Source organism: Kaistella sp. PBT33-4, assembly GCF_029194425.1.
In the GTDB taxonomy this organism is placed as follows: Bacteria; Bacteroidota; Bacteroidia; order Flavobacteriales; family Weeksellaceae; genus Marnyiella.
In genome coordinates this window covers 533,724-555,357 of the sequence record NZ_JARFYL010000001.1, presented here as the reverse complement: position 1 = coordinate 555,357, position 21,634 = coordinate 533,724, and the positions used below count along the sequence as shown (strand labels likewise).

Annotated in this window: 18 protein-coding genes; 11 read left to right on the top strand and 7 right to left on the bottom strand. The window is 44.2% G+C overall.

Annotated elements, in window-relative coordinates; all coding sequences use genetic code 11:
* Positions 1 to 40: 40 nt before the first annotated feature.
* On the top strand, positions 41 to 904 hold the full coding sequence (locus P0M11_RS02590) for an alpha/beta hydrolase (RefSeq protein WP_275624317.1): 864 nt from the start codon (positions 41 to 43) through the stop codon (positions 902 to 904).
* Positions 905 to 931: 27 nt separating this feature from the next.
* Here P0M11_RS02590 and P0M11_RS02585 read toward each other — a convergent pair whose 3' ends face one another.
* Together P0M11_RS02585 and prfB are read right to left on the bottom strand one after the other, a co-directional pair.
* Entirely contained in the window at positions 932 to 1,624 is a 693-nt protein-coding gene (locus P0M11_RS02585; RefSeq protein WP_158064513.1) for a VTT domain-containing protein, read from the bottom strand.
* Positions 1,625 to 1,688: 64 nt separating this feature from the next.
* Positions 1,689 to 2,801: a peptide chain release factor 2 gene (prfB, locus tag P0M11_RS02580; RefSeq protein ID WP_158064514.1), complete on the bottom strand. Its 1,113-nt coding sequence runs from the start codon at positions 2,799 to 2,801 to the stop codon at positions 1,689 to 1,691.
* 117 nt (positions 2,802 to 2,918) lie between these two features.
* Here prfB and P0M11_RS02575 point away from each other — a divergent pair, with 117 nt between their 5' ends.
* The gene (locus P0M11_RS02575) at positions 2,919 to 5,558 is read left to right on the top strand and encodes a hypothetical protein (RefSeq protein ID WP_275624316.1); all 2,640 of its coding nucleotides are present in this window, start codon (positions 2,919 to 2,921) and stop codon (positions 5,556 to 5,558) included.
* Positions 5,559 to 5,561: 3 nt separating this feature from the next.
* Here the strand turns inward: P0M11_RS02575 and P0M11_RS02570 are convergent, their stop codons facing one another.
* Complete coding sequence (locus P0M11_RS02570; protein ID WP_275624315.1) at positions 5,562 to 6,914, bottom strand: ATP-binding protein; 1,353 nt, start codon at positions 6,912 to 6,914, stop codon at positions 5,562 to 5,564.
* A 336-nt stretch (positions 6,915 to 7,250) separates the two neighbouring features.
* Between P0M11_RS02570 and alaS the strand changes: the two genes are divergently transcribed.
* Positions 7,251 to 9,908: an alanine--tRNA ligase gene (gene alaS / locus P0M11_RS02565; protein ID WP_275624314.1), complete on the top strand. Its 2,658-nt coding sequence runs from the start codon at positions 7,251 to 7,253 to the stop codon at positions 9,906 to 9,908.
* Positions 9,909 to 9,960: 52 nt separating this feature from the next.
* Here alaS and P0M11_RS02560 read toward each other — a convergent pair whose 3' ends face one another.
* Complete coding sequence (locus P0M11_RS02560) at positions 9,961 to 10,560, bottom strand: DUF5715 family protein (protein ID WP_275624313.1); 600 nt, start codon at positions 10,558 to 10,560, stop codon at positions 9,961 to 9,963.
* A 91-nt stretch (positions 10,561 to 10,651) separates the two neighbouring features.
* On the opposite strand from P0M11_RS02560, the gene P0M11_RS02555 reads away from it, so the two are divergent.
* A complete protein-coding gene (locus P0M11_RS02555) occupies positions 10,652 to 13,084 on the top strand; it encodes a DUF5686 family protein (RefSeq protein WP_275624312.1) in 2,433 nt (810 codons plus the stop codon).
* A gap of 43 nt (positions 13,085 to 13,127) precedes the next feature.
* Positions 13,128 to 13,364, top strand: a complete 237-nt coding sequence (locus P0M11_RS02550) for a hypothetical protein (protein ID WP_275624311.1) — start codon at positions 13,128 to 13,130, stop codon at positions 13,362 to 13,364.
* On the opposite strand, the gene folP is transcribed toward P0M11_RS02550, so the two are convergent.
* Complete coding sequence (folP, locus tag P0M11_RS02545; RefSeq protein WP_275624310.1) at positions 13,361 to 14,206, bottom strand: dihydropteroate synthase; 846 nt, start codon at positions 14,204 to 14,206, stop codon at positions 13,361 to 13,363. The two genes, P0M11_RS02550 and folP, sit on opposite strands and share 4 nt — an antisense overlap.
* 77 nt (positions 14,207 to 14,283) lie before the next feature.
* Between folP and P0M11_RS02540 the strand changes: the two genes are divergently transcribed.
* The 4 genes from P0M11_RS02540 to tpiA are packed head-to-tail and all read left to right on the top strand — an operon-like array spanning position 14,284 to position 17,120.
* A complete protein-coding gene (locus P0M11_RS02540) occupies positions 14,284 to 14,850 on the top strand; it encodes a DUF1599 domain-containing protein (protein WP_275624309.1) in 567 nt (188 codons plus the stop codon).
* Positions 14,851 to 14,861: 11 nt separating this feature from the next.
* Positions 14,862 to 15,956, top strand: coding sequence for a BT_3928 family protein (locus P0M11_RS02535; protein WP_275624308.1), 1,095 nt, complete (start codon positions 14,862 to 14,864; stop codon positions 15,954 to 15,956).
* 37 nt (positions 15,957 to 15,993) lie between these two features.
* On the top strand, positions 15,994 to 16,341 hold the full coding sequence (locus P0M11_RS02530; protein WP_158064522.1) for a TerB family tellurite resistance protein: 348 nt from the start codon (positions 15,994 to 15,996) through the stop codon (positions 16,339 to 16,341).
* Between the two features lie 17 nt (positions 16,342 to 16,358).
* Positions 16,359 to 17,120, top strand: coding sequence for a triose-phosphate isomerase (tpiA, locus tag P0M11_RS02525; RefSeq protein ID WP_275624307.1), 762 nt, complete (start codon positions 16,359 to 16,361; stop codon positions 17,118 to 17,120).
* Positions 17,121 to 17,190: 70 nt separating this feature from the next.
* Here the strand turns inward: tpiA and clpP are convergent, their stop codons facing one another.
* Together clpP and dnaG are read right to left on the bottom strand one after the other, a co-directional pair.
* Positions 17,191 to 17,874: an ATP-dependent Clp endopeptidase proteolytic subunit ClpP gene (gene clpP / locus P0M11_RS02520; protein ID WP_275624306.1), complete on the bottom strand. Its 684-nt coding sequence runs from the start codon at positions 17,872 to 17,874 to the stop codon at positions 17,191 to 17,193.
* A gap of 92 nt (positions 17,875 to 17,966) precedes the next feature.
* The gene (dnaG, locus tag P0M11_RS02515) at positions 17,967 to 19,883 is read right to left on the bottom strand and encodes a DNA primase (protein ID WP_275624305.1); all 1,917 of its coding nucleotides are present in this window, start codon (positions 19,881 to 19,883) and stop codon (positions 17,967 to 17,969) included.
* Positions 19,884 to 19,974: 91 nt separating this feature from the next.
* On the opposite strand from dnaG, the gene tsaE reads away from it, so the two are divergent.
* Positions 19,975 to 20,382, top strand: a complete 408-nt coding sequence (gene tsaE / locus P0M11_RS02510) for a tRNA (adenosine(37)-N6)-threonylcarbamoyltransferase complex ATPase subunit type 1 TsaE (RefSeq protein WP_275624304.1) — start codon at positions 19,975 to 19,977, stop codon at positions 20,380 to 20,382.
* A 57-nt stretch (positions 20,383 to 20,439) separates the two neighbouring features.
* Complete coding sequence (locus P0M11_RS02505; protein ID WP_275624303.1) at positions 20,440 to 21,633, top strand: alanine dehydrogenase; 1,194 nt, start codon at positions 20,440 to 20,442, stop codon at positions 21,631 to 21,633.
* The last annotated feature ends 1 nt before the right edge of the window (position 21,634 follow it).

Genomic DNA, 21,634 nt, shown 5'->3' with positions numbered 1-21,634 from the left:
ATAGCGCTTTTATTAAGTTTGTATCTGAAACGGTTCGCTGATGAAAACCTACAGATTTAAATTAGGATGGAGTCTGCTTGCGTTAACTGCCCTTTTCTCATGCAATAACAGGCACAGGGTTTGGGTAGGAAACTACGGCGAGCAAAAAATCTTCAACCTTGCGTACGGCAGTCACAAAAAACAGGTCATGGACATCTTTCTGCCGGCTCAATACGCGCCGGACAGTCCCACTGTAATGATTGTCCATGGAGGTGCCTGGAAGTATGGGCGCAAGGAGCATATGATTATGATACAGAAATACCTGCATCATCACAAGATTCCTACAGTTAATATTGATTACCGGCACGCCTCCGGAAAGCGCAGGATAACATACAGAGAACAGTTGGAAGATATCGCCCTGGCTCAGAAAAAATTTAACAGTCTTGCTCCAAAGGCGAAATTAAAACCGGATAATTATATTATTCTGGGCGAAAGTGCCGGAGCGCATCTCGCACTTTTATACGGCTACCGAAATCCGGAAAAAACAAAGAAAATCATCAGCCTCAGTGGTCCTACAGATTTCTTTACTTCACAGTATACCTCTACTTTGCACAGTTGGTACAGTGCTCCAACAGTAGGAACAATGGTGGGCACTAAGTTCAGCCGGAAAAATATATCAGACCGTTTTAAGGAAGCCAGTCCCGTGAGTCAGGTGTCCAATGTGCCTACACTGCTGTTTCAGGGAGATTCAGATTTTCTTGTGAACCGGCGTCAGGCAATTTCACTTGATTCTGTTCTGGAGGAAAGAGGAGTTCCTCACCAACTGATTTATATGAAGAATACAGGTCATACTCCCCGCTTTTTCAGTAAATATAAACGGGACAGCATAATACTGCCCGCCATTCTGGACTGGATAAAAAAATGACCTCGCAAAATGCGAGGTCATTAACTTTTATTCAGGATTCTGCGGATCAAAGTCCGGATCTTTATGCTTGTTGAAGAAAAATTTCATCACCAGCGGTAAGGTTGTAATAAGCACAATAACAAGAATGATGAGTTCCAGATGTGCCTTCAGGTCAATATCGAACTGCTCAATGAACAGCCTGTCCAGGTAATGTCCAGCGAAAATCAGGGAAAAGGACCATAGTATGGCACCCACAATATTATCAAAAAGAAATTTCCTTTTATCCATATCTACTATTCCCGCCACAATAGGTGTGAAGGTCCGGACAATCGGGAGAAACCTCGCCATAATTACAGCCAGAGCGCCATGCTGCTCAAAGAAGTCATGCGCCTGCTTCAGGTATTTCTTCTTGAAAAAGAAACTGTCCTCACGTTTGTAAAGAGAAGGCCCGGTTTTGCGGCCAAACCAAAAACCTACCTGATTGCCAATTATCGCAGCAATTGCAATGCATGATGCGAGTATCGTAGTATCCAGCAGGTCATTTCCCGTGGATCCGATACTTTCATGAACGATTTCAACTGCATAAATTCCGGAAACAAACAGTAAACTGTCTCCGGGAAGGAAGAAACCTACAAAGAGACCTGTTTCGGCAAAGACAATGAATAAAACGAGCCAGAAACCGCCCATTTTTATATAAAATTCGGGATTTAAAAGATCCCGCCAGCTCTCAAAATGTTCCATATTCGCAAAGATAAGAAACAGCAGGTTTTTCGGGGATTTCCGCGCTGTTAAAGTTTCCCAAAACTTAGAAGGTCATATCGTCTTCAGAAACTGAAGTACCATCGGCCATCAGGAAGGCTTTCAGGAAAGGAGTTATATTACCGTTCATTACACCGTCTACATCCGAGGTTTCATAGCCGGAGCGTACATCCTTAACCAGTTTGTACGGATGCATCACATAATTCCGGATCTGGCTGCCCCACTCGATCTTCATTTTACCGGCTTCAATTTCATTACGTGCCTTCATTCTCTCTTCCAGTTCCATTTCGTAGAGGCGGGAACGCAGGAGCTGCATGGCCTTTTCTTTATTTTGAAGTTGTGAACGGCTTTCAGAATTCTCGATGATGATTCCTGTAGGTGCGTGCCTAAGCCGGACCGCCGTCTCCACCTTGTTTACGTTTTGGCCGCCGGCACCACTGGAACGCATGGTCTCAAAGGAAATATCCGCCGGATTGATATTGATCTCAATGGTATCATCTACCAAAGGATAAACATATACCGAGACAAAACTGGTATGCCGTTTTGCGTTGGAATCAAATGGGGAGATACGCACGAGACGGTGCACACCGTTCTCACCACGCAGATAGCCGAAGGCGAACTCGCCGTCAATTTCGAGTGTCACCGTTTTCACACCGGCCACATCGCCCTCCTGAAAATTAAGTTCACGAAGTTTATAACCCTGCTTCTCTGCCCACATGGTGTACATACGCATCAGCATAGACGCCCAGTCGCAGCTTTCGGTACCACCTGCGCCGGCTGTAATCTGGAGTACCGCCGATAATTCATCACCTTCATTGGACAGCATATTCCTGAATTCCAGGTCTTCAATTTTCTCCATCAGTGCCGGATATGCTTCATCCAGTTCCTTCTCCGAGTCTGGATCTTCTTTGGCAAAATCTGCCAGCACCAGCAGGTCCTCAAAACCGTTAAAAATCTCTTCATAGTCGGTTACCCATTTCTTGCGGGAACGGAGCTGTTTCATGAATACTTCGGCCTCCTTTGGGTTGTCCCAGAATTCTGGTGAGACGGTCTTTTCCTCATCATTGGCAATTTCAATCTTCTTTTTCTCGATCTGCAGATATTTGTACAGGTCTTCAATCCGGGACTTCAGAGGTTTCAGTTGTTCTTGTGTAATCACAGGGGAAATTTAGGTTTGCAAATTTAAGGTTTATTAGGCAAACCGGTTGCGTTAATTTTTTTTGCATAAATAAACATTCAGCTTAAAAATTTATCTAAATTTATAAAAACTAAAGCGATGAAAGCTATTCTTGATTTTATTGAGAAGGTGTATAATTCCGTGAAATATAACGGTCTGTTTATATTCCTGAGCATCACATTTCCACTCATTTTCTTCTATTTTGATGCAGGCCGGGACATCATTGAAGGATTACTTGTAACTGAAACCGGAAGCACTATACTGTTCACCGCACTGTCGTTTTTAATTCTCTCCCTCAGTACCTGGTGCATTCCGGTTCTGGCTATATTACTTTTTGATTTCCTAACCAACGTCGGACTGAACCGATATCAGATATTTGACAGGATTGAAAAATATTACAATGAAGAACAAGCGGATTCTCTGCGCCGCGAAATTGAGCCACAGATACATGTTAAATACCTTGCGCTGCTGCCTTGGTGTATTTTCAATATTTCCTTGATCATTTCAGCAGGCGGCTCCTTAAAATTCCTGCTTGTAACTGTCTACCTGGTGATTTTGGCTGTCACTATTTACATCATTAACTATATCTTCAACCGCTTTCGGGAATGGCTGTTCAAGCGTATTGACAGCGAAAATGAAAAGTGGCGCTTCCTGCTCATTTCCATAGCTGTATTTGCATCTTATCTTCTGATAGCTTTAATACCAATGGGCACGATTTCAGATGCTTTATTCCCCGATGATGCCTTAACCGCCAAACAGCTCCTGGTTTGCTTCTACATTTTTATCGGCACAATCCTAATGTATATTTTCTTCAACATTTTTGACTTCATCAAACACAGCTGTCCCGATGTGAAGACCGAAAACAGTTTTAATTACCGCTCATCACTATATATACATGTTTTCTGTGTTGTGGCCTCTATACTTTCTTTTTTGATATTTTACATACTTAACCGACAGTCTGCCCTCGGTATCGTAAATCCCATTATAGTTTCAATAATGCTTTCCAGCCTGGTAATCTTGATGCTGGAATTATTTTTTACGGCTCAGCTTCTCATTATTGAAATGTCTGATGCGCGTTCTCACAAGATTAAACTGTACAAATTTCTGGTTATTTGCGCAACTTTATTTTTTTTCTCAGCATACTTTTTCTTTTCAAGTAATGACTCCCTTATCAGGACAGAACGCATTTCGAATTTTAATCGTCAGGATTATGAACGGCCTACCGTGGAGGATTACTTTGACGGCTGGTATCAGCAAAGGCTGAAAGAAAATGGTTCAGATTCCGTGAAGGTATTTCTGATTTCCGGGCAGGGAGGAGGCTCACGGGCAGCCACATGGTTTCTAGGTAACATGATGAAATTTGAAGAGAAGGTACCATCATTTTATAACAACATTTTCAGTATTTCGACCGTTTCCGGCTCCTCTTCCGGCGCCGCTATGTATCTCGCAATCAAAAATCTGGATGCCTCCCATGTCCCAAAAGACAGAAGTATTCCCAACGTGACAAAAGGTGAGAAACTGAAAATTTTGATTAGTGATATTTACAGCCGGAATTACCTGAGCAGCGGAGTTTTTGGCTTATTGCTTAATGATTTTACGCTGGATTACGGAACCAATATGCTTCTGGACGAAAACAGAGACAGAAACTATTCCCTGCAGAAAGAAGAGATGACCAATTTTGAAAAAGCTTACTACCGGTACCACAATATTGAAGAGAACGGTCCAAAAATGCTGAAATCTGATATCCATGCTTTTTTCGAGAAAGACTATATGCATATGTACAATGATCAATCTGCGCTTTATAAACATCCACTTTTTTTAATCAACACCACTCTGCTCAGCGGGGGTTCCAAAGGTTTATTCAGTCCCGTTCTGCTGGGATCAACCGCAAAATCGGAGGATGTGTATGGAAACTTCCGGAACTGCACGCACAGTGACTACAAGGCATTGCCACTCATTACGTGTGTAAACCAAAGCCAGGCTTTCCCTTTCCTGAATTCGTACAATTTCCTACACGGCTCCGGCAGGCTTGGCGATGGAGGTATGTGGGAAAATACAGGTACGGAAACCACATTGCTCATATACCAAAAACTTAAGGCACATATACTGAAGAACAATTATAAGGCTGCGCTGTATATAATTACACTCAACAACGGCAAGATCAAAGAAAATTCGGATCCTTCTTACACAAAACCCTCTATCCTGAATACTTTTTCAGCACTGACCAAAAGTCCGTTTTATGGTCGTGAATATCTCTCATTTCAGGCCATAAAACTGGCGGTTCCGGCTAAGAATCATATTCAGAGCGCACCCAAAGACAATTACACTCTTACAAGATTCCTCAACAAAAGACATATAGATTCCATAATGGTGGAAATCAATAATTCAAATTCAAACTCAACTTCTAATGCGGCCAATGCAATTGAAGGGATTCTTCAGCACCGGGCTAGCCGTAAGGGAAGGATTTATATTCAGTATAAAAATTTGCCGGAGGCGAAAAAATTGGAGGCTAACCTAAAGGGTTTAAAGTCGGTAGATATTAAGCCTATGGAAAAAATCGAATCTTCCATTTCCCGAAACAACATCAGGTTTTTCCATAAGGCCGATTCCACACTGGCTTCAGGTGTAGCCTCCCTGCTTAACAGGAATACTGCTGTAAGTGACCGATACATCGTGCAGGATTTTTCAGGAAGATATAAATATGTGCCGGAGGGTCAAATTGAAATATGGATTAAATAGAGGTTATTTTGCGGTATCACCTGTATTGTGGGTAAACCCTATGGTCTTCCTGGGTTTCTCCACAATCTTGTAACTGTTGAGTTCCAAGATGAGCTCCCGCACACGGTTGGGGAAATCATCAAAATTATTATTAGAAACATCGAGAATAAACCTGTCAATACTGTCCAGATATTCGTCCGTGAGTTTTACGCGCGCGTCGCGCAGGGCACCATTCAGGAGTTTAGCATCCAGTTTGAGGTTTTCATTGCTGTTTTTAAGGTACTGATTGCGAATCCTGATCTTCAGGCTTTGAGTAAAGTCTACGATCATGGTGTTACTGAAAACCTTCATCTGCGCAGCAATTTCGTTCCAGAAGGGCCTGTGATCCGCGTTGTTATGCCGGAGAATCTTAAGCAACAGCGAATTTTCAGGTAACTTATCGATCATATGATACAGGATCATTTCCGATCTTTCGTGTGCATTGGGCGGGAATACCGGAATAAGCACATCAAACCTTCCGGGCGCCATTACTTCTTTATCAATGGGCGCAAGCGTATTTGCAGAGCCAATCATCAGTAAATCTTCTTCTTCAAAACGGCTTACAGAATGCAGGACGATTTCCTTGGTTGCCTCGTCGCAGGAATTTACCGAACTGTCTTCGCTTCGAGGTCTCATTATCCTGTCAAAATCATCCATAAAAAGAAGTACCTTTTCGTCCTTCATCATCTGGATCAGAAAATCGTTAAAACTGGTTTTATGACCGTCTACAAATGAAGTTCCCAGGTAATGTTTTTTAACTTCGGTAAATTTATAACCGATAATTTCGGCGATTTTGTTTGCCCAGAAAATCTTGCCGCTTCCCGGCGGTCCGTACAATATGATTCCCGCCGGTTTATGGATTCCCCAGTTCAGGATCTGTTCCTGATTGATAAATGGATCCAGACTTCTGGATATATAAAAAAAGAGATCACGGTAGCCAATGAAATCCCTTTCCTTTAATCCAGATTTCTTACCGAAATAATCATACACGAACTTGTAATTGCCGCCCATTTTATTGTCGATGCCGAAACTTGAAACCGAGGATTTGAAAATTCCGTTGTCATACAGTACGGGTTTTTCTTTTTTAATAAATTCTTCTACCTTCTCTTCCGGCTGGTTGATGGTCTGAGCGATATCACTGACCGATTTGGCATGATCCAGGTCGGCCTGATACCGTTTGAGAAAATCTGCGTTTTCCCGGGCAAAACGTTCAAAATCAGGCTTCACTTCCATTTGGGTGGACATACACTCCGAAAGTTCAAGGTCGAAATCCTGTATAAATTTCATAAAGCTTTCGGTGGTAATGCCAAGGTCTTTGGCGAGTTGGTTAAGTTTCATAGAATTTTCAATTTTTCATCTGCTTAAGCACAGGCGCTTACGGATTAAGTTATAATCGGGACCTTGTTTAAAGCAATTATTATTCCCCTTACCTGATTTACATCCAGCTGATGGTGCCGAAAACCGGCCCACCTCTGGCCGTTATCTCAGAACTTATCTTCATTTTTGAGGTTTAATCGGAAAATTTATAAGACAACAGAAAGGATGACGCAAATTTTGAATTAGGTTTCATCTGTTTTTAAATACATAATAACCGACATATCTAATATCTTCCTTAAATTTGCCATCTTATAAAAATGCCATGAAGCCCGTGGCTTTCAGCATAAATCCTAAACTATGACTTCACAACAGATCCGCCAGCAGTTCTTAGATTTCTTTAATGCCAAAGGCCACCTTATCGTACCTTCAGCACCCATCGTCCTGAAAGACGATCCTACCTTAATGTTCTCCAACTCGGGTATGACCCAGTTCAAGGATTACTTCCTGGGCTATAAGGAACCTAAGGCTCCTCGAATTGCCGACACCCAAAAATGTCTGCGTGTTTCAGGTAAACACAATGACCTGGACGATGTTGGTCGTGACACCTACCACCATACGATGTTCGAGATGCTGGGTAACTGGTCTTTCGGTGATTATTTCAAGAAAGAAGCAATTGACTATGCCTGGGAACTGCTTACAGAGGTGTATAAAATTCCTAAAGAAAACCTGTACGTCACCATTTTTGAGGGCGACACCACCGAAAATCTGGACCGCGACCAGGATGCCTACAATTTCTGGAAAGCCCATATTGACGAAAGCCGCATCATCAACGGAAATAAAAAGGACAACTTTTGGGAAATGGGCGAAAGCGGTCCCTGCGGTCCATGCTCCGAAATCCACGTTGATCTAAGAAGTGAAGAGGAAAAAGCTGCAGTTAACGCCCTCGATCTAGTAAACAACGACCATCCTCAGGTGGTGGAGATCTGGAACCTGGTATTCATGGAATTTAACCGCAAAGCTGATGGCAGTCTGGAAAAATTACCGGCTCAGCACGTGGACACCGGAATGGGTTTCGAAAGGCTTTGCATGGCATTACAGGGCAAAAAATCCAACTACGATACCGACGTTTTCACTCCGCTTATCGCTAAAGTAGAAGAAGTTTCAGGAAAAAAATACACCGGCATCCTGGAGGATGAAAAGGACATTGCCATACGCGTACTTGTTGATCACATCCGTGCAGTTTCCTTTGCAATTGCGGACGGACAGCTGCCTTCCAACGGCGGAGCCGGCTACGTGATACGCAGAATATTAAGACGGGCGATCTCCTACTCCTATCGTTTTTTAGGCATGAAGGAGCCGTTCCTGTATCAGCTTGTTGCGGTGCTGAAAAACGAGATGGGTACGTTTTTCCCGGAAATGCAGAAACAGGAAAAACTGGTGACCGAAGTAATCCGTGAAGAGGAAACTTCTTTTCTTAAGACCATTGAACACGGACTTAAGCGAATAGACCTCATCATTGCTGAGACACTCAGCAGAAATGAAAAAACGCTTCCCGGCGCGGAGGTATTTGAACTTTACGACACGTATGGCTTCCCGGCCGACCTTTCGCGCATCATCGCTGAAGAAAAAGGCCTCACTGTGGATGAACCCGGATTTGATGAGGAAATGGCCAAACAGAAACAGCGCTCGCGTAAATCGTCGGCTCAGAAAGTACACGACTGGGTGATTCTGGAGGAAAAACAGGAAACCTTCGTAGGCTATGACCTTACTGAAACCGAAACATACATCACCCGCTACCGTAAAGTTGAAAACAAAGACGGCGAATTTTACCAGATCGTCCTGGCAAAATCGCCATTTTATCCTGAAGGTGGTGGCCAGGTAGGCGACAAAGGAATCCTGATACCCAGCTATACTGAAGGATTCGACATTTCAAATCCTAGCCTTACGGAGGTAAATAACTGCGCTGACATTATAGAAGTACTTGAGACAAAAAAGGAAAATAATCTCATTGTTTCATTAATCAAAGATTTGCCAAAAGACGCCGGGGCTGTATTTTATGCCAGGGTTAATACTTCCGAAAGAAAGAACACCCAGGCCAACCACTCCGTAACCCACCTTCTGCACGAGGCCTTGCGCGAGGTTTTGGGTACACATGTGGAACAGAAAGGCTCTTTTGTTGGTCCGGACTATCTTCGTTTCGATTTTTCCCACTTCTCTAAAATGAGTGAAGAGGAAATCACACTTGTGGAAGAGAAAGTGAACGCCAAAATTAAGGAGAATATCAGCCTGGAAGAATTCCGCGACATTCCCATCGCTGAAGCTATGGAAAAAGGAGCAATGGCTCTTTTTGGCGAAAAATATGGCGACAGTGTACGCATGATTAAGTTTGGGACCTCCAGGGAACTTTGCGGCGGTACGCATGTGCGCAACACCAGTGAGATCGGTCATTTTAAGATACAGAGCGAAAGTTCTACCGCTGCCGGCATCAGGAGAATTGAAGCCATTTCCGGCGACAGGTCGGCGGAATATTTCCGTAACCTGGAAATTCAGGTGAAGCAGATATCCGCTTTGCTGAAAACCAAAGACCTGACGAAAGCCGTAGAGAAGTTGCTGGAGGAAAATGCTGGTCTAAAATCTGAAGCCGAAAACTATAAAAAGGAAAAAGCCAAGGGTGAAACAGCAAACTGGAAGAACGATTTTAAGGAAGCCGGTGATAAGAAACTGCTCGTGAAAAAGGTTTCTCTGGAGGCTGCCACTGTGAAAGACATTGTATTCCAGCTTAAAAAAGACGTTGCAGATGCCGTAATTGTAATCATCTCCGATGCGGGTGAAAAACCAATGATCACAGTGGGAGTTTCGCAGGGTCTGGAAGGAAAATACCACGCAGGAAACATCGTGAAAGATTTGGCCAGGGAAATCCAGGGCGGCGGCGGCGGAAACCCCGGTTTTGCTACTGCGGGGGGCAAGGACATCACTGGTCTGCACCGTGCCTACGAAAAAGCTTTGGCACTATAAGATATAAGAACAGCAAAATTCCCGGTAACTGCCGGGAATTTTCAATTTGACTTTAGGCTCGTACAGTGATATGATAGCAGCTTTGCTGCTTTTCCTTAATGAAGTAAATTTTGCCAGATTTCTCAAAATCCCTGAGTACATTTTCCAGTATTCTGTCCAACCTGCTGTTTACTGCCAGGCGGTCGTTGAAACGTACATAAGAAATATCGAAAGAATTGCCGTAATTATGTGAACTCAGGCCCACACTCGCATTAGGATTCACCTTTCTAAGTCGGCACTGGTCCTCCAGCGTACGGGTCATGGAGGTGAGGGTAAGCGTGCTTCCGTTACTGCTTGCGCTGAATTTTTTAGCAATTTCACGGAGGGCTGCTTTGGCTTCCGGAACCAAGACGGGCTTGCTGTGACTCAAAGTTTGGATCCTGTATCCTTTTCCAAGAGATTTCACAGGACTTAATTTTCCGTTTTGCCGGTATTTGGTAAGTGTTTTGGTATCTTTCAGAACCTTGATATTAAATTTCCTGGATGCCTGCAGATGCTTTTCATAAACCGGATGTATTTTTGCCGACAAAAGCGCGTTGAGATCATAACATTTCTGTGCCTGCAAGCCCTTGCTGAAACAGGCAAGCAGTAGCACCGGGAGGATTTTTTTCATAACAGGTATTAAAAATACTCATAACGGATTTTTGCGGAATTTGTTATTTTTTTTAATCCTTAAACTTGTAACCGAAACCGAACAATATCAGATGAAGAATTATTTACTTTTAATCCTGTGTTTACTTCCCTGCTTAAGCCTGGCACAATCTAAAATCATTATTACAGAAACAGGCACCGGTACTCCGGTAAGCCGGGCCGCAGTTTCATGTAATGGCCAAATCCTGGGATACACAAATGCTGAAGGCGAACTTAGCTTCCGCACCAAATGCCGCCAGGTAGATATTTCAGCCCCGGGCTACGACCGCGACAATGCGGTAGTGGATAAGGTGATGCAGGCGGCACTGTCCAAAACCGATCCCAATACCAAATCAATTGAAGAGGTAGTAATCACCGATAAAAGTGATCCCAGGGCCCTGGCCATCTTAAAGCTGGTTAACGAGCGTTATGCCGACAACATGCCTTCCAGCCTGGACTCCTACAGCTATAAGTCCTATGAAAAAATCTCAGTTGATATAGACGAAGACAGCCTGCAGTACTACAATCAGTCACTGAACAGTATGATGAAGATGATGGACCGTTTCTCCATGACAAAACAGCAGCCGGAGGACACTGCGGTAACTGTAAAGGAAGTATTTGCCAACAGTAAACTTTTCCTTTGGGAACGTGCCCAGGAATTTCTTTACAGAAAAAAATATGGCGAGAAGATTAACGTGCTGGATAACCGAATTGCCGGACTTAATGAGCCACTTTATGAAATGATGGCCATCCAAAGTAACCGCAGCAGGATGCCGAAGGAAATCCGGGAAGAAAACCGTAATCTCTACAGATACTTCCTTACCGACTCCATAGACATCGAGGGACGAAAGAACTACGTAATAAGTTTTCGGGAAGTGACTTACCGACAGCCCGTGCAGCGGCGCAAATTCAATGGCTACCTTTATGTAGACGCGGCTACTTATGGCCTCAAAAAGATTGAAAGTAACAGCAAAATAAAAAGCGATGGCACCATCACCAGCATCTGGAAACTCATCTATGGAAAATGGTTTCTGCAGTCAGAAAACCTGAAGATGAAGCTGACGACCATGAACATGGAGCCCGATGCCAAAGACAGTAAGAAAGACGGTAATGAGGCTCAGGAGAAAGATAAGACTCCCGACAACTTCAGGACCTATGGTTTTGTAACGTCCACCTACTTTGACCATCAGTCACCCACAGAAGACCGTGCCTCTGATTTCCGGGGTTATACCTTTTCTGTGAAAAATGCCGACGGTAGCCTGCTTCAAAAGTACCGGCAGGAGCCTCTTTCATCACGCGAACAGAATACCTATGTCGTAATAGACAGCCTGGGACAGAAATACAATATAGACCGCCGTGCCGGTCAGCTGGCAGCACTTACACGCGGGAAATTCCGGTACCGGCAGGTTGATTTTGACCTGGGAAGACTCATAGGATACAATTTATACGAAGGAATCCGGCTGGGAGCAGCGGCAAAGTTGAATGAGAAATTTAATCCTTATTTTTCACCGGACGCTTATATTGCGTACGGATTTAAAGACCGCAGAATAAAATATGGACTTGGCCTGGATGTAAACACCTCGCTGGAAAGAACTTCAGTGCTCCGCGCAGAATACTATAATGATGTTATGGCCGCGGGCCGTTTCAGCGAGAACTTTTGGGATTTCCGTATGAAGCTTAACAATGCCGGAATTGCGATTAACAATGACCGTTTCTATCTGTTTGAAGGCGCCAAACTGTCTTATGATTATGATCTCACGAATTCAGTAAGTATGAAACTCGCCTTAAGGCGGCAATCCGAGGAATCTGCTTTTCCCTACAGCTACCGCGCAATGGGCAATGAATTCCAAAATTCCTCCGCACTAGTTTCACTCAAGTTTTCGCCTTTCTCCAAAAACATCATGACACCACAGGGTAAATTTACCACAGAAAAAAAGTATCCTGAATTTTTCTTCAACTATGAACAGGCATTTCAGGCTGCAGGCGGCGATTTCTCCTACGGAAAACTGGATATGCTTTTCAACCATAATTTTAAGAACCGCTGGGGGGTCACAGGAATCCGGATTTACGGCGGAATATTACTGGGCGATGCCCCGATATGGCACCATTTTACTATGAACGGGTTAGCGGGCAGCAGTAATTTCAAATTTAACCTCACCTCTTATCTTGGCTTTTCTACGATGAAAGGCGGACAGTATTTTAATGATAAATTTATTGGTCAGTATTTCACCCACCGCATTCCGTGGTATTTTAAAAGTATCGGGCAGAATTCCTCCAGTTTTGATATTATCCACCGAAGTGTCATCGGAAATATGAAGGATCCGCAATTTCATCAGTTTGAATTTCAGAAACTGGATCATCTTTATCAGGAGGTTGGCCTGGAATGGAACAATTTCCTATCCAGCTATTTCAATCTGGGACTTTTCTACAGGGTAGGTTACTACAACACGTCCAAATTTTCAGATAATTTCGCGGTCCAGCTCAAATTCAAACTTCTTGGTTTCTAGTTCAGCGATTGGACAGATATCCTGAAATAGCTATTTTTGCACAATGAAGACTGTACATATCAAAGCTTCCGGTTTTTTTGAAATGCTGAAGCTGCGCGATACTCCAATGTGGGAAATTTTTTCCCAAATGGTTGATGGTGAAGAGAAAGAACTTATTTTTCTGGATGATGAGGAAAAAGTACTTTTCAGCTATATCCTGCCCGACAGTATGGAAAAACTGACTGCTGACCGCGAGAAATTTGCGCAGGAATACGCCGATAAACTGTCAGGGCTCAATTAGTGATTCTGCCACTGCTCCAGCGTCTCTTTGGTAGCCGCCACATCATGGACGCGGAGGATACTGGCGCCCTTTTCCAGCACTTTCCGGTGCAGCTGCTGAGTTTCGGCAGTCACGTCGTTTGGTCCCTTACCAAGATGTGTGTAAATAAATGATTTTCTTGATATTCCTATAAGAACCGGGAATTTTCCGAGGCCGATAAACTGGGTTTCGTTAAGCAATCTGTATTGATCCTCAACCGTCTTACCGAAGCCGAAGCCGGGATCGACTATGATGTCCTTAACTCCCTTTTTTAGAAGTTCAGCGGCTTTATCCAGCAGAAAACGGTTTACACTGCAGGTAATGTCGTCATACTTTATCTTTTGATGCATATCTTTATAATCTGGATTCACATGCATAAGCACATAAGGAAGGCCTGTATCCACCACAGCATCTATCATCTTACCGTCAAACTGTCCGGCAGAGATATCATTAACAATATCGATACCTTCATCAAATCCAAACTTCACGGTTTCGGAATAGAAGGTATCCAGGGAGATCAGCAATTCCGGGAATTCAGATTTGATAAGCGCGATAATTTTGCCCAGCCGGCGTATTTCTTCGTGTGCGGTCAGGTACTCCGCATTAGGTCTGGTGGACTGTGGTCCTATATCAATGATTGATGCGCCCTCTACCATCATTTTTTCCGCATGCATCAGTGCTGATTTCTCACTGTTGAACTTTCCGCCATCCGAAAATGAGTCCGGTGTCATATTGAGGATTCCCATAATCAGCGGGCGGGACAGGTCAATAAGTTTACCCCGGCAGTTCAGGCTGTGCGGTATGGCTGGAAGTACAGTATTCATAGCGCAAAAGTAAAAAACTAAATGCGCAATTCAGCCAGCTGAAAGCAATTTTGTATCTTTGAGGAGTTTAGAAAAAAATGGTAAAAACCTCACAACAGTTCAGTTCCGTTATCCAATCCTGCAGAAGTCTCTTCATTAAGAAGCTTGGTGATTATGGGCCTTCATTCCGCGTGCTCAGGACACCGTCTCTAACGGACCAGATTTTTATCAAGGTAAAAAACCTCAGGAACTTCCAAACCAGCGGACTTTCCAAAGTAGGTGAAACTCAGGAGGAAAATTTTGTTGCCATTGTAAATTATGCCGTGATCGGACTGATCCAACTGGAAAAAGGGGTCACAGATACCCTGGACGAAGAGGCTGCTGAAATACTTGCACTCTATGATCACTTCACTGATCGTGCCCTTCAGCTGATGGAGAAAAAAAACCATGACTATGGCGAGGCCTGGCGGGAGATGCGGATCTCCTCCATTACTGACCTTATTTACCAGAAAGTGCTGCGCACCAAACAGATTGAGGATAACGGCGGACAAACCCTGGTCTCGGAAGGTCTTGATGCCAATTACTACGATATGCTGAACTACGCTGTATTCGCCCTAATCAGACTGGAGGAGCAGACGGGCGGTGCAGAGTCCAAAACACGATAAACGGTCATAAAATGAAATACTTAAAGCACATTTTACGCGTCATAGTTGCCCTGATTTTCCTGATCTCAGGCTTTGTGAAGGCGGTGGATGTTGTTGGATTCTCTTTTAAACTGGAAGAGTATTTTTCGCCTGCAGTTTTTAACATGCCCTTCATGGAGAAGCAGGCTTTGCCGCTTGCTGTTATCGTTGTCGTGCTGGAACTTGTCTTAGGTTTCATGCTTTTGCTCAAGACAAGGCTTAAATTTACACTCGCAGCACTGATCGCTCTCTGCGTATTTTTTGGTTTTCTGACATTTTATTCTGCCTATTTCAATGTCGTTACCGATTGCGGATGCTTTGGCGAGGCCCTTAAGATGCTGCCCTGGCAAAGTTTCTGGAAGGATATCGCCCTGCTTGCGGCCTTGCTGGCACTTTGGTTCCTGTACCGAAATGAGCTGAACGAATCCGAACATACTGGTTTACCGAAAAAAATCATGTTTACTTTAGCGGCACTGGCAATGATTTTCATCATCTATTGGGGAATTGCGCACGAACCACTGGTAGACTTCCGTGACTACAGTATTGGCACCGACCTTAACGAAGAGAAAAAGAAGATAGATGAAGATCCGTCCGTTTACAAAACATATTACACCCTGCTGAACACCCAAACTTCAGAAATAAAGGAGGTTGATGACGGTCAGTACATTTCCGACCGCAGATATTGGGAGCCGGGCTCGACGTGGAAAATTCAGGAAGATAAAACCCAGTCTAAACTGGTGAAGGAAGGTTATTCATCAGAAATAGCCAAGTTCCGGATTGAAGACGTAAACGGGAATGACCTTACGGCACGGGTTTTGGAAGCTCCGCGGGCAATACTGATTTTTTCCTATCACCCGGGACAGGCTGATCCGGACATTATCGCAAAGGCAGAGTCAAAAGCCAACGAACAGGCGGGAACCTTAATCCTGGGTGTATCAACCGCGCCGACAACATTCAATGGGATTCCAAACGCACTGATGGACGGTACAGCGATCAAGACCATTGCGCGAAGCAATCCATCGGTACTGATTCTGAACAGAGGAAAAATTACAGATAAGAAATCGGCCCGGGACTATGTTAAAGATTAATCTGAACAGTAAAAAAAATAAACGAAATATGTATAAAATGCAAAAGTCAAATAAATCAATAGCCGGCTATCACCTGCTGATGATACTGTCTGCGGTAGATAATGAATTCTCTCCGGAAGAAGGCCTGAAAATTCAGGAGTACTTGGCAGAGGAATTTCCTTTCCGTATGAATCTTGATGATGAACTGGACATTATAGCCTCCTTAAGACCTGAAGAATGGAAAGGGCATTTTGAATTTCACGCAAAATGTTTCCTGGATGATTCCACTCCTGAAGAGCGGGAGAACTTCAAGGAATTTGCAAAGTCTCTGATAAAGGCTGATGATGCAGTAAGTGAAAAGGAGCACCAGTTCTACAGTCTCCTGAAAACCCATTGGAATTCTTAAGAAAAATAAAACTGACCATGAGAAAAAACATTGTAGCAGGTAACTGGAAAATGAACAAGAATGTAATTGAAGCACAGCAGCTTATGTTTCAGTTACTGGAATATAAAAAAAATAACGCTGCCAACTGCGAGGTTTGGATCGCTCCCCCATCCCTGTATCTTATGATGGCCAGAGACCTGTATGAGAACAACGAAATCGGTGTATTTGCACAGGACATGAGTGAACATGAGAGCGGCGCATACACAGGTGAAATTTCAGCAGGCATGCTGGAGTCCATCGAGGCTACAGGTACTTTGGTAGGACATTCGGAACGCAGACAGTACCATGGCGAAACAGATGCAGCCTGCAATAAGAAGGTTAAAAGAGCCTTGGATATGGGTCTAACGCCAATTTACTGTAATGGAGAAACACTGGACCAAAGGAAAGCAGGACAGCATCTGGAGGTCGTGAAAAACCAAACCGAAGAGGCACTGTTCACTCTTAGCGCTGAAGAGCTTAAGAAAGTAGTGATCGCCTACGAACCTGTGTGGGCCATCGGTACAGGTGAAACAGCCAGCCCGGAACAGGCCCAGGAAATCCATGCCCACATCAGAAGTCTCATTGCCGCAAAATACGGTCAGGAGGTTGCTGATGAAATATCCATTCTTTATGGTGGATCAGTAAAACCGGATAACGCCAAGGAAATCTTCTCCCAACCCGATATAGACGGGGGACTGATCGGAGGTGCGGCATTGAAAATGGACGATTTCGCCAAAATAATAGAGGGATTCAATTCCTAACTGCCCTTAAAATCACAATAAAAAATCCGTTTCAATCGCTGAAACGGATTTTTTTTCAATCTGAGATAATTTATACCTCTGATTTTCTCATCAATACCTCATCTACCATACCGAATTCTTTAGCTTCAGTACTCGTCATCCAGTAATCACGGTCCGAGGCTTTTTCCACCCATTCGTACGTCTGCCCGGAATGCTCGGAGATAATGTCGTACAGTTCTTTCTTAAGTTTCAGCATTTCACGAAGGTTAATCTCCATATCGGAGGCAACTCCCTGTGCGCCGCCACTTGGCTGGTGAATCATCACTCTTGAATGCTTTAGGGCAGATCTCTTACCCTTCTCACCCGCTACAAGAAGTACGGCGCCCATACTTGCAGCCATGCCCGTACAGATAGTGGCCACATCCGGTTTTATGATCTGCATGGTGTCATAAATACCCAGACCGGCGTAAACACTGCCGCCAGGAGAGTTGATGTAGATCTGTATGTCTTTGGATGCATCCGAGCTTTCCAGGAAAAGAAGCTGCGCCGTCACGATGTTCGCCACCTGGTCGTCTATGCCGGTACCCAGAAAAATAATCCTGTCCATCATCAGTCGGGAGAAAACGTCCATCTGAGCTACGTTCAGACGTCTTTCTTCCATAATGTACGGCGTAAGGTTGGTAGGACCAAACATGCCCATATACTGATCGGTTGCCAAACCACTGTTGCCTAAATGTTTTACAGAGAAATCCCTGAAATCTTTTTTAATGTCCATATTCAATTTTTGTTTTGTTAAAGTGCTGCGGCACGAAGGCCGCGGTACAGGATTTTTCAAAAATCATACCCTGCATAAATATAGCCAAACTGTCACAATATCCGGTACAGTTCCACATCCATTTCCTTGCGGAGCTCGTTCAGTTTTACAATTTTCATATAATCTTCCGTATGGTCGCCTCCGTCAGACAGCGAATCCTTGATTTCCCGTATCAGGTGTACCACATATTCCCTCTTATGCCTTATCATCACATCTTTTACCAGTTTGGGTACCACCTCTTCTTCCTGGCTGAAATAAATGTTGTGCTTACTCCAGTCGCTGTTCTCGTACGGTTCGAAAAGTGCATCTGCCACATGACCCGTAAGTTCCTCATCCATCAGACCAAAGAAAAATTTACCGGACCGCAGCTCATTTTGGGAGATACCATCGGCAATCTCCTGAACGATCTTCCGGTTAATCTCCGACTGAATTTCATAGCCGTCCTCAGACAGATGGTCCATTACTTCTTCAATGACGGTAATTTCATACTTTTCACCGGCTTCTGTGCTTCGCTGCAGCACCTGATCGCCATATTTAAGCATAAGTTCAACCAGTTTTTCTTCCAGGATCAGCAGTGGATTGACATTGGCAGCCTGCTCCGGCACCAACTCCATTCTGGGTTCAGCTTTGGCAGGTTCAGCTTTGAACTGCGGCTGACTTACCTGCTTCTGAAGACCCAGTTCATTGAACAGGCTTTGCTCACTCAAACCAAACTTAGCGGAAATTTCCTTCAGGTAAACTTCCTGCTTCAGTGCGTTGGTAACAAATGATACAGACTTTACAATATCACGAATCGCCTCGGCTTTCTTTATTGGATCCGTTCCAGCATCCTTGAGCAGTATATCCGATTTGAAAGCAATGAAATCATTGGCTTCTTTCCGAATGAATTCCTCCACATATTCCTGAGGATGTTTACGGGCAAAACTGTCCGGATCATCCCCATCCGGAAACAGAAGAACGCGGATGTTCATTCCCTCGGCAAGCAGCAGGTCAATACTCCGGAAGCTGGCTTTTATGCCCGCAGCATCACCGTCAAATAAAATCGTAACGTTTTCGGTAAGCCTTTTTATCAGTTTAATCTGTGCGGTCGTTAGCGCAGTTCCCGAGCTTGATACCACGTTCTCAATCCCCGCCTGGTGCATGGCAATTACGTCCATATAACCTTCCACAAGAAGACAGAGATTCTGCCTGGAAATAGCCTGCTTACTGTGATTGAGGCCGTAAAGCACCGCCGATTTATGATATATCTCAGTTTCCGGCGAATTGAGGTACTTGGCGGTTTTTACATTGCTTTTCAGAAGTCTGGCGCCAAACCCCAGAACCCTGCCCGAAAAGCTGTGGATAGGAAAAATCACGCGTTCGCGGAAACGGTCTAGGCCGGCAGGCGAATTATCGGGGAATATCGATAAGCCGGAACTTTCAAGTATTTTTTTTGAATATCCTTTCTGAAGTGCGTATTCGGTGAACGCGTTTTTTTGCTCGGGCGAATACCCCAGCTGGAATTTCTTTACAATGGATTCACGCAGTTCACGTTCCCGGAAATAGCTCAAACCAACATTTCTCCCCTCCTCAGTTTCATAAAGCTGTTCCTGAAAAAAAGAATTGGCTACCTCATGGATCTTATAGAGGAGGTCCCTTTCGGTTTGCGCCGCTTTCTGCTCTTCAGTTTGCTCCTGTACAGTTTCCTCAATCTCAATTCCATACTTTTTGGCGGCGTGCCGCAGCGCTTCCGGATAAGTAAAATTCTCAATTTCCATCAGGAAAGAGATGGCGGTACCGCCTTTCCCGGAGGAGAAATCCTTCCAGATCTGCTTGCTGGGCGACACCACAAAACTAGGTGATTTTTCGTCGTGAAAGGGGCTCAGACCTTTGAAATTTGAACCGGCCCGTTTCAACTGCACATACTCACCAATAATTTCCTCCACCCGGATGGTGGAGAATATTTTATCGATGGTTTGCTTGGAAATCATTCGGTAAAAATAGCAAATAACTTTGTATAACGGGACTAAAGTAATAAACCACATCCCTTAAAATCCTTACTTTTGAACCTAAATATTTGGTATGGAATGGACCGTGAATAATTTGGAGGAATGGCAGCAGGTCGCTGAAAAAGTTTCACAGTTGCTGGAGCACAATATCCTTCTGCTGAAAGGAAATCTGGGTGCCGGCAAAACTACCTTTACAAAATTTCTCCTCAAGACACTGGGTAGCACGGATGAAGTTTCATCGCCCACCTACGCAATCGTAAATGAGTATACTGCTCCTCAAGGCAGTATTTTCCACTTTGACCTTTACCGAATGAAATCGGTTGATGAAGTGTATGATATTGGTATGGATGAATATCTGGACCGTGCCTGGCTCTGTATTGTGGAGTGGCCGGAAATTTATGCTTCGGAATTTAACGGTTTACACTACCATGAGATGCTAATTGAAAATAGCGATACGGGCAGGAAGGTAATTTTTAAATAAGGCCTATCTTTGCAGTGGGATTATGTTGCAAAATAACCTTTAAACAAGCAAATTAGAATGAGCAGCGGAAACATTTTTACTCCCTTCAGGGAGGAGGAACTGATGCCTGTGGAGGAGAAACTGGAAGTAAAGAAAAGGGAGGCCAAATTCACCATAGGCGTACCCAGGGAGACTTCACTTAATGAGCGGCGAACAACGCTTACGCCCGATGCGGTTCAGGTACTTGTAAATCACGGGCACGAGATCATCATTGAGTCCGACAGCGGAAAAGGGTCATTTTTTACTGATGCTCAGTATGCGGAAGCCGGTGCACGAATTACGCACAATGCCGCAGAAGCCTTCGGTCAGGACCTTGTACTGAAGATAAACCCGCCCGGAGAGGACGAGATTGATATGCTGAAGCCCAATGCACATCTGATTTCTGCATTACAGATCAATCTGCGTTCGCCGGAATACTTCCGCAAACTCGCCGAAAAGAAAATTAATGCCATTGCTTTTGAATTTATTTCAGATGAATATAAGCAGTTACCTTTAGTCCGGCTTATAGGTGAAATAGCCGGAACGGCTTCTATATTGTACAGTTCAGAACTCCTGGCGCTGTCCAACGGTAATATGCTGGGAGGAATTACCGGCGTACGTCCCACCGAAGTGGTGGTCATTGGAGCCGGCATTGTAGGCGAATTCGCTGTGAAAGCCGCCCTGGGACTTGGTGCAAGTGTCAAGGTTTTCGATAATTCACTGTCCAAACTGCGCCGCCTTCATATGATGATTGATGGGCGTGTGCCCACTTCCATCATTGATCCGAAAGAACTTTCAAAAAGTGTCAGGCGTGCAGATGTTGTTATTGGCGCGCTGCCACGTACCTGCATGCAGCCGGTGGTCACTGAGGAAATGGTATTACAGATGAAGAAAGGCAGTGTGATTATAGACGTTACCGTGGATTACGGAAAGGTAGTGGAAACTACCGAGATCACTACCCTGGCGGATCCCTACCTTATAAAACACGGCGTAATTCACTGCGGACTGCCCAACCTTACGTCCCGGATTCCGCGCACAACGAGCAAGGCCATCTCCAATTTTTTCCTGAGTTACCTGCTGAGCTATGATAAGGAAGGAGGGATTGAGAACATGTTCATCCATAAAAATGAAATGAAACAAAGTCTCTATATGTACCGCGGCCGGCATACCAAAAAGGTGATTTGCGACCTTTTCGGTCTTCCCTATCATGATATCAACTTATTAATGTTTTAAA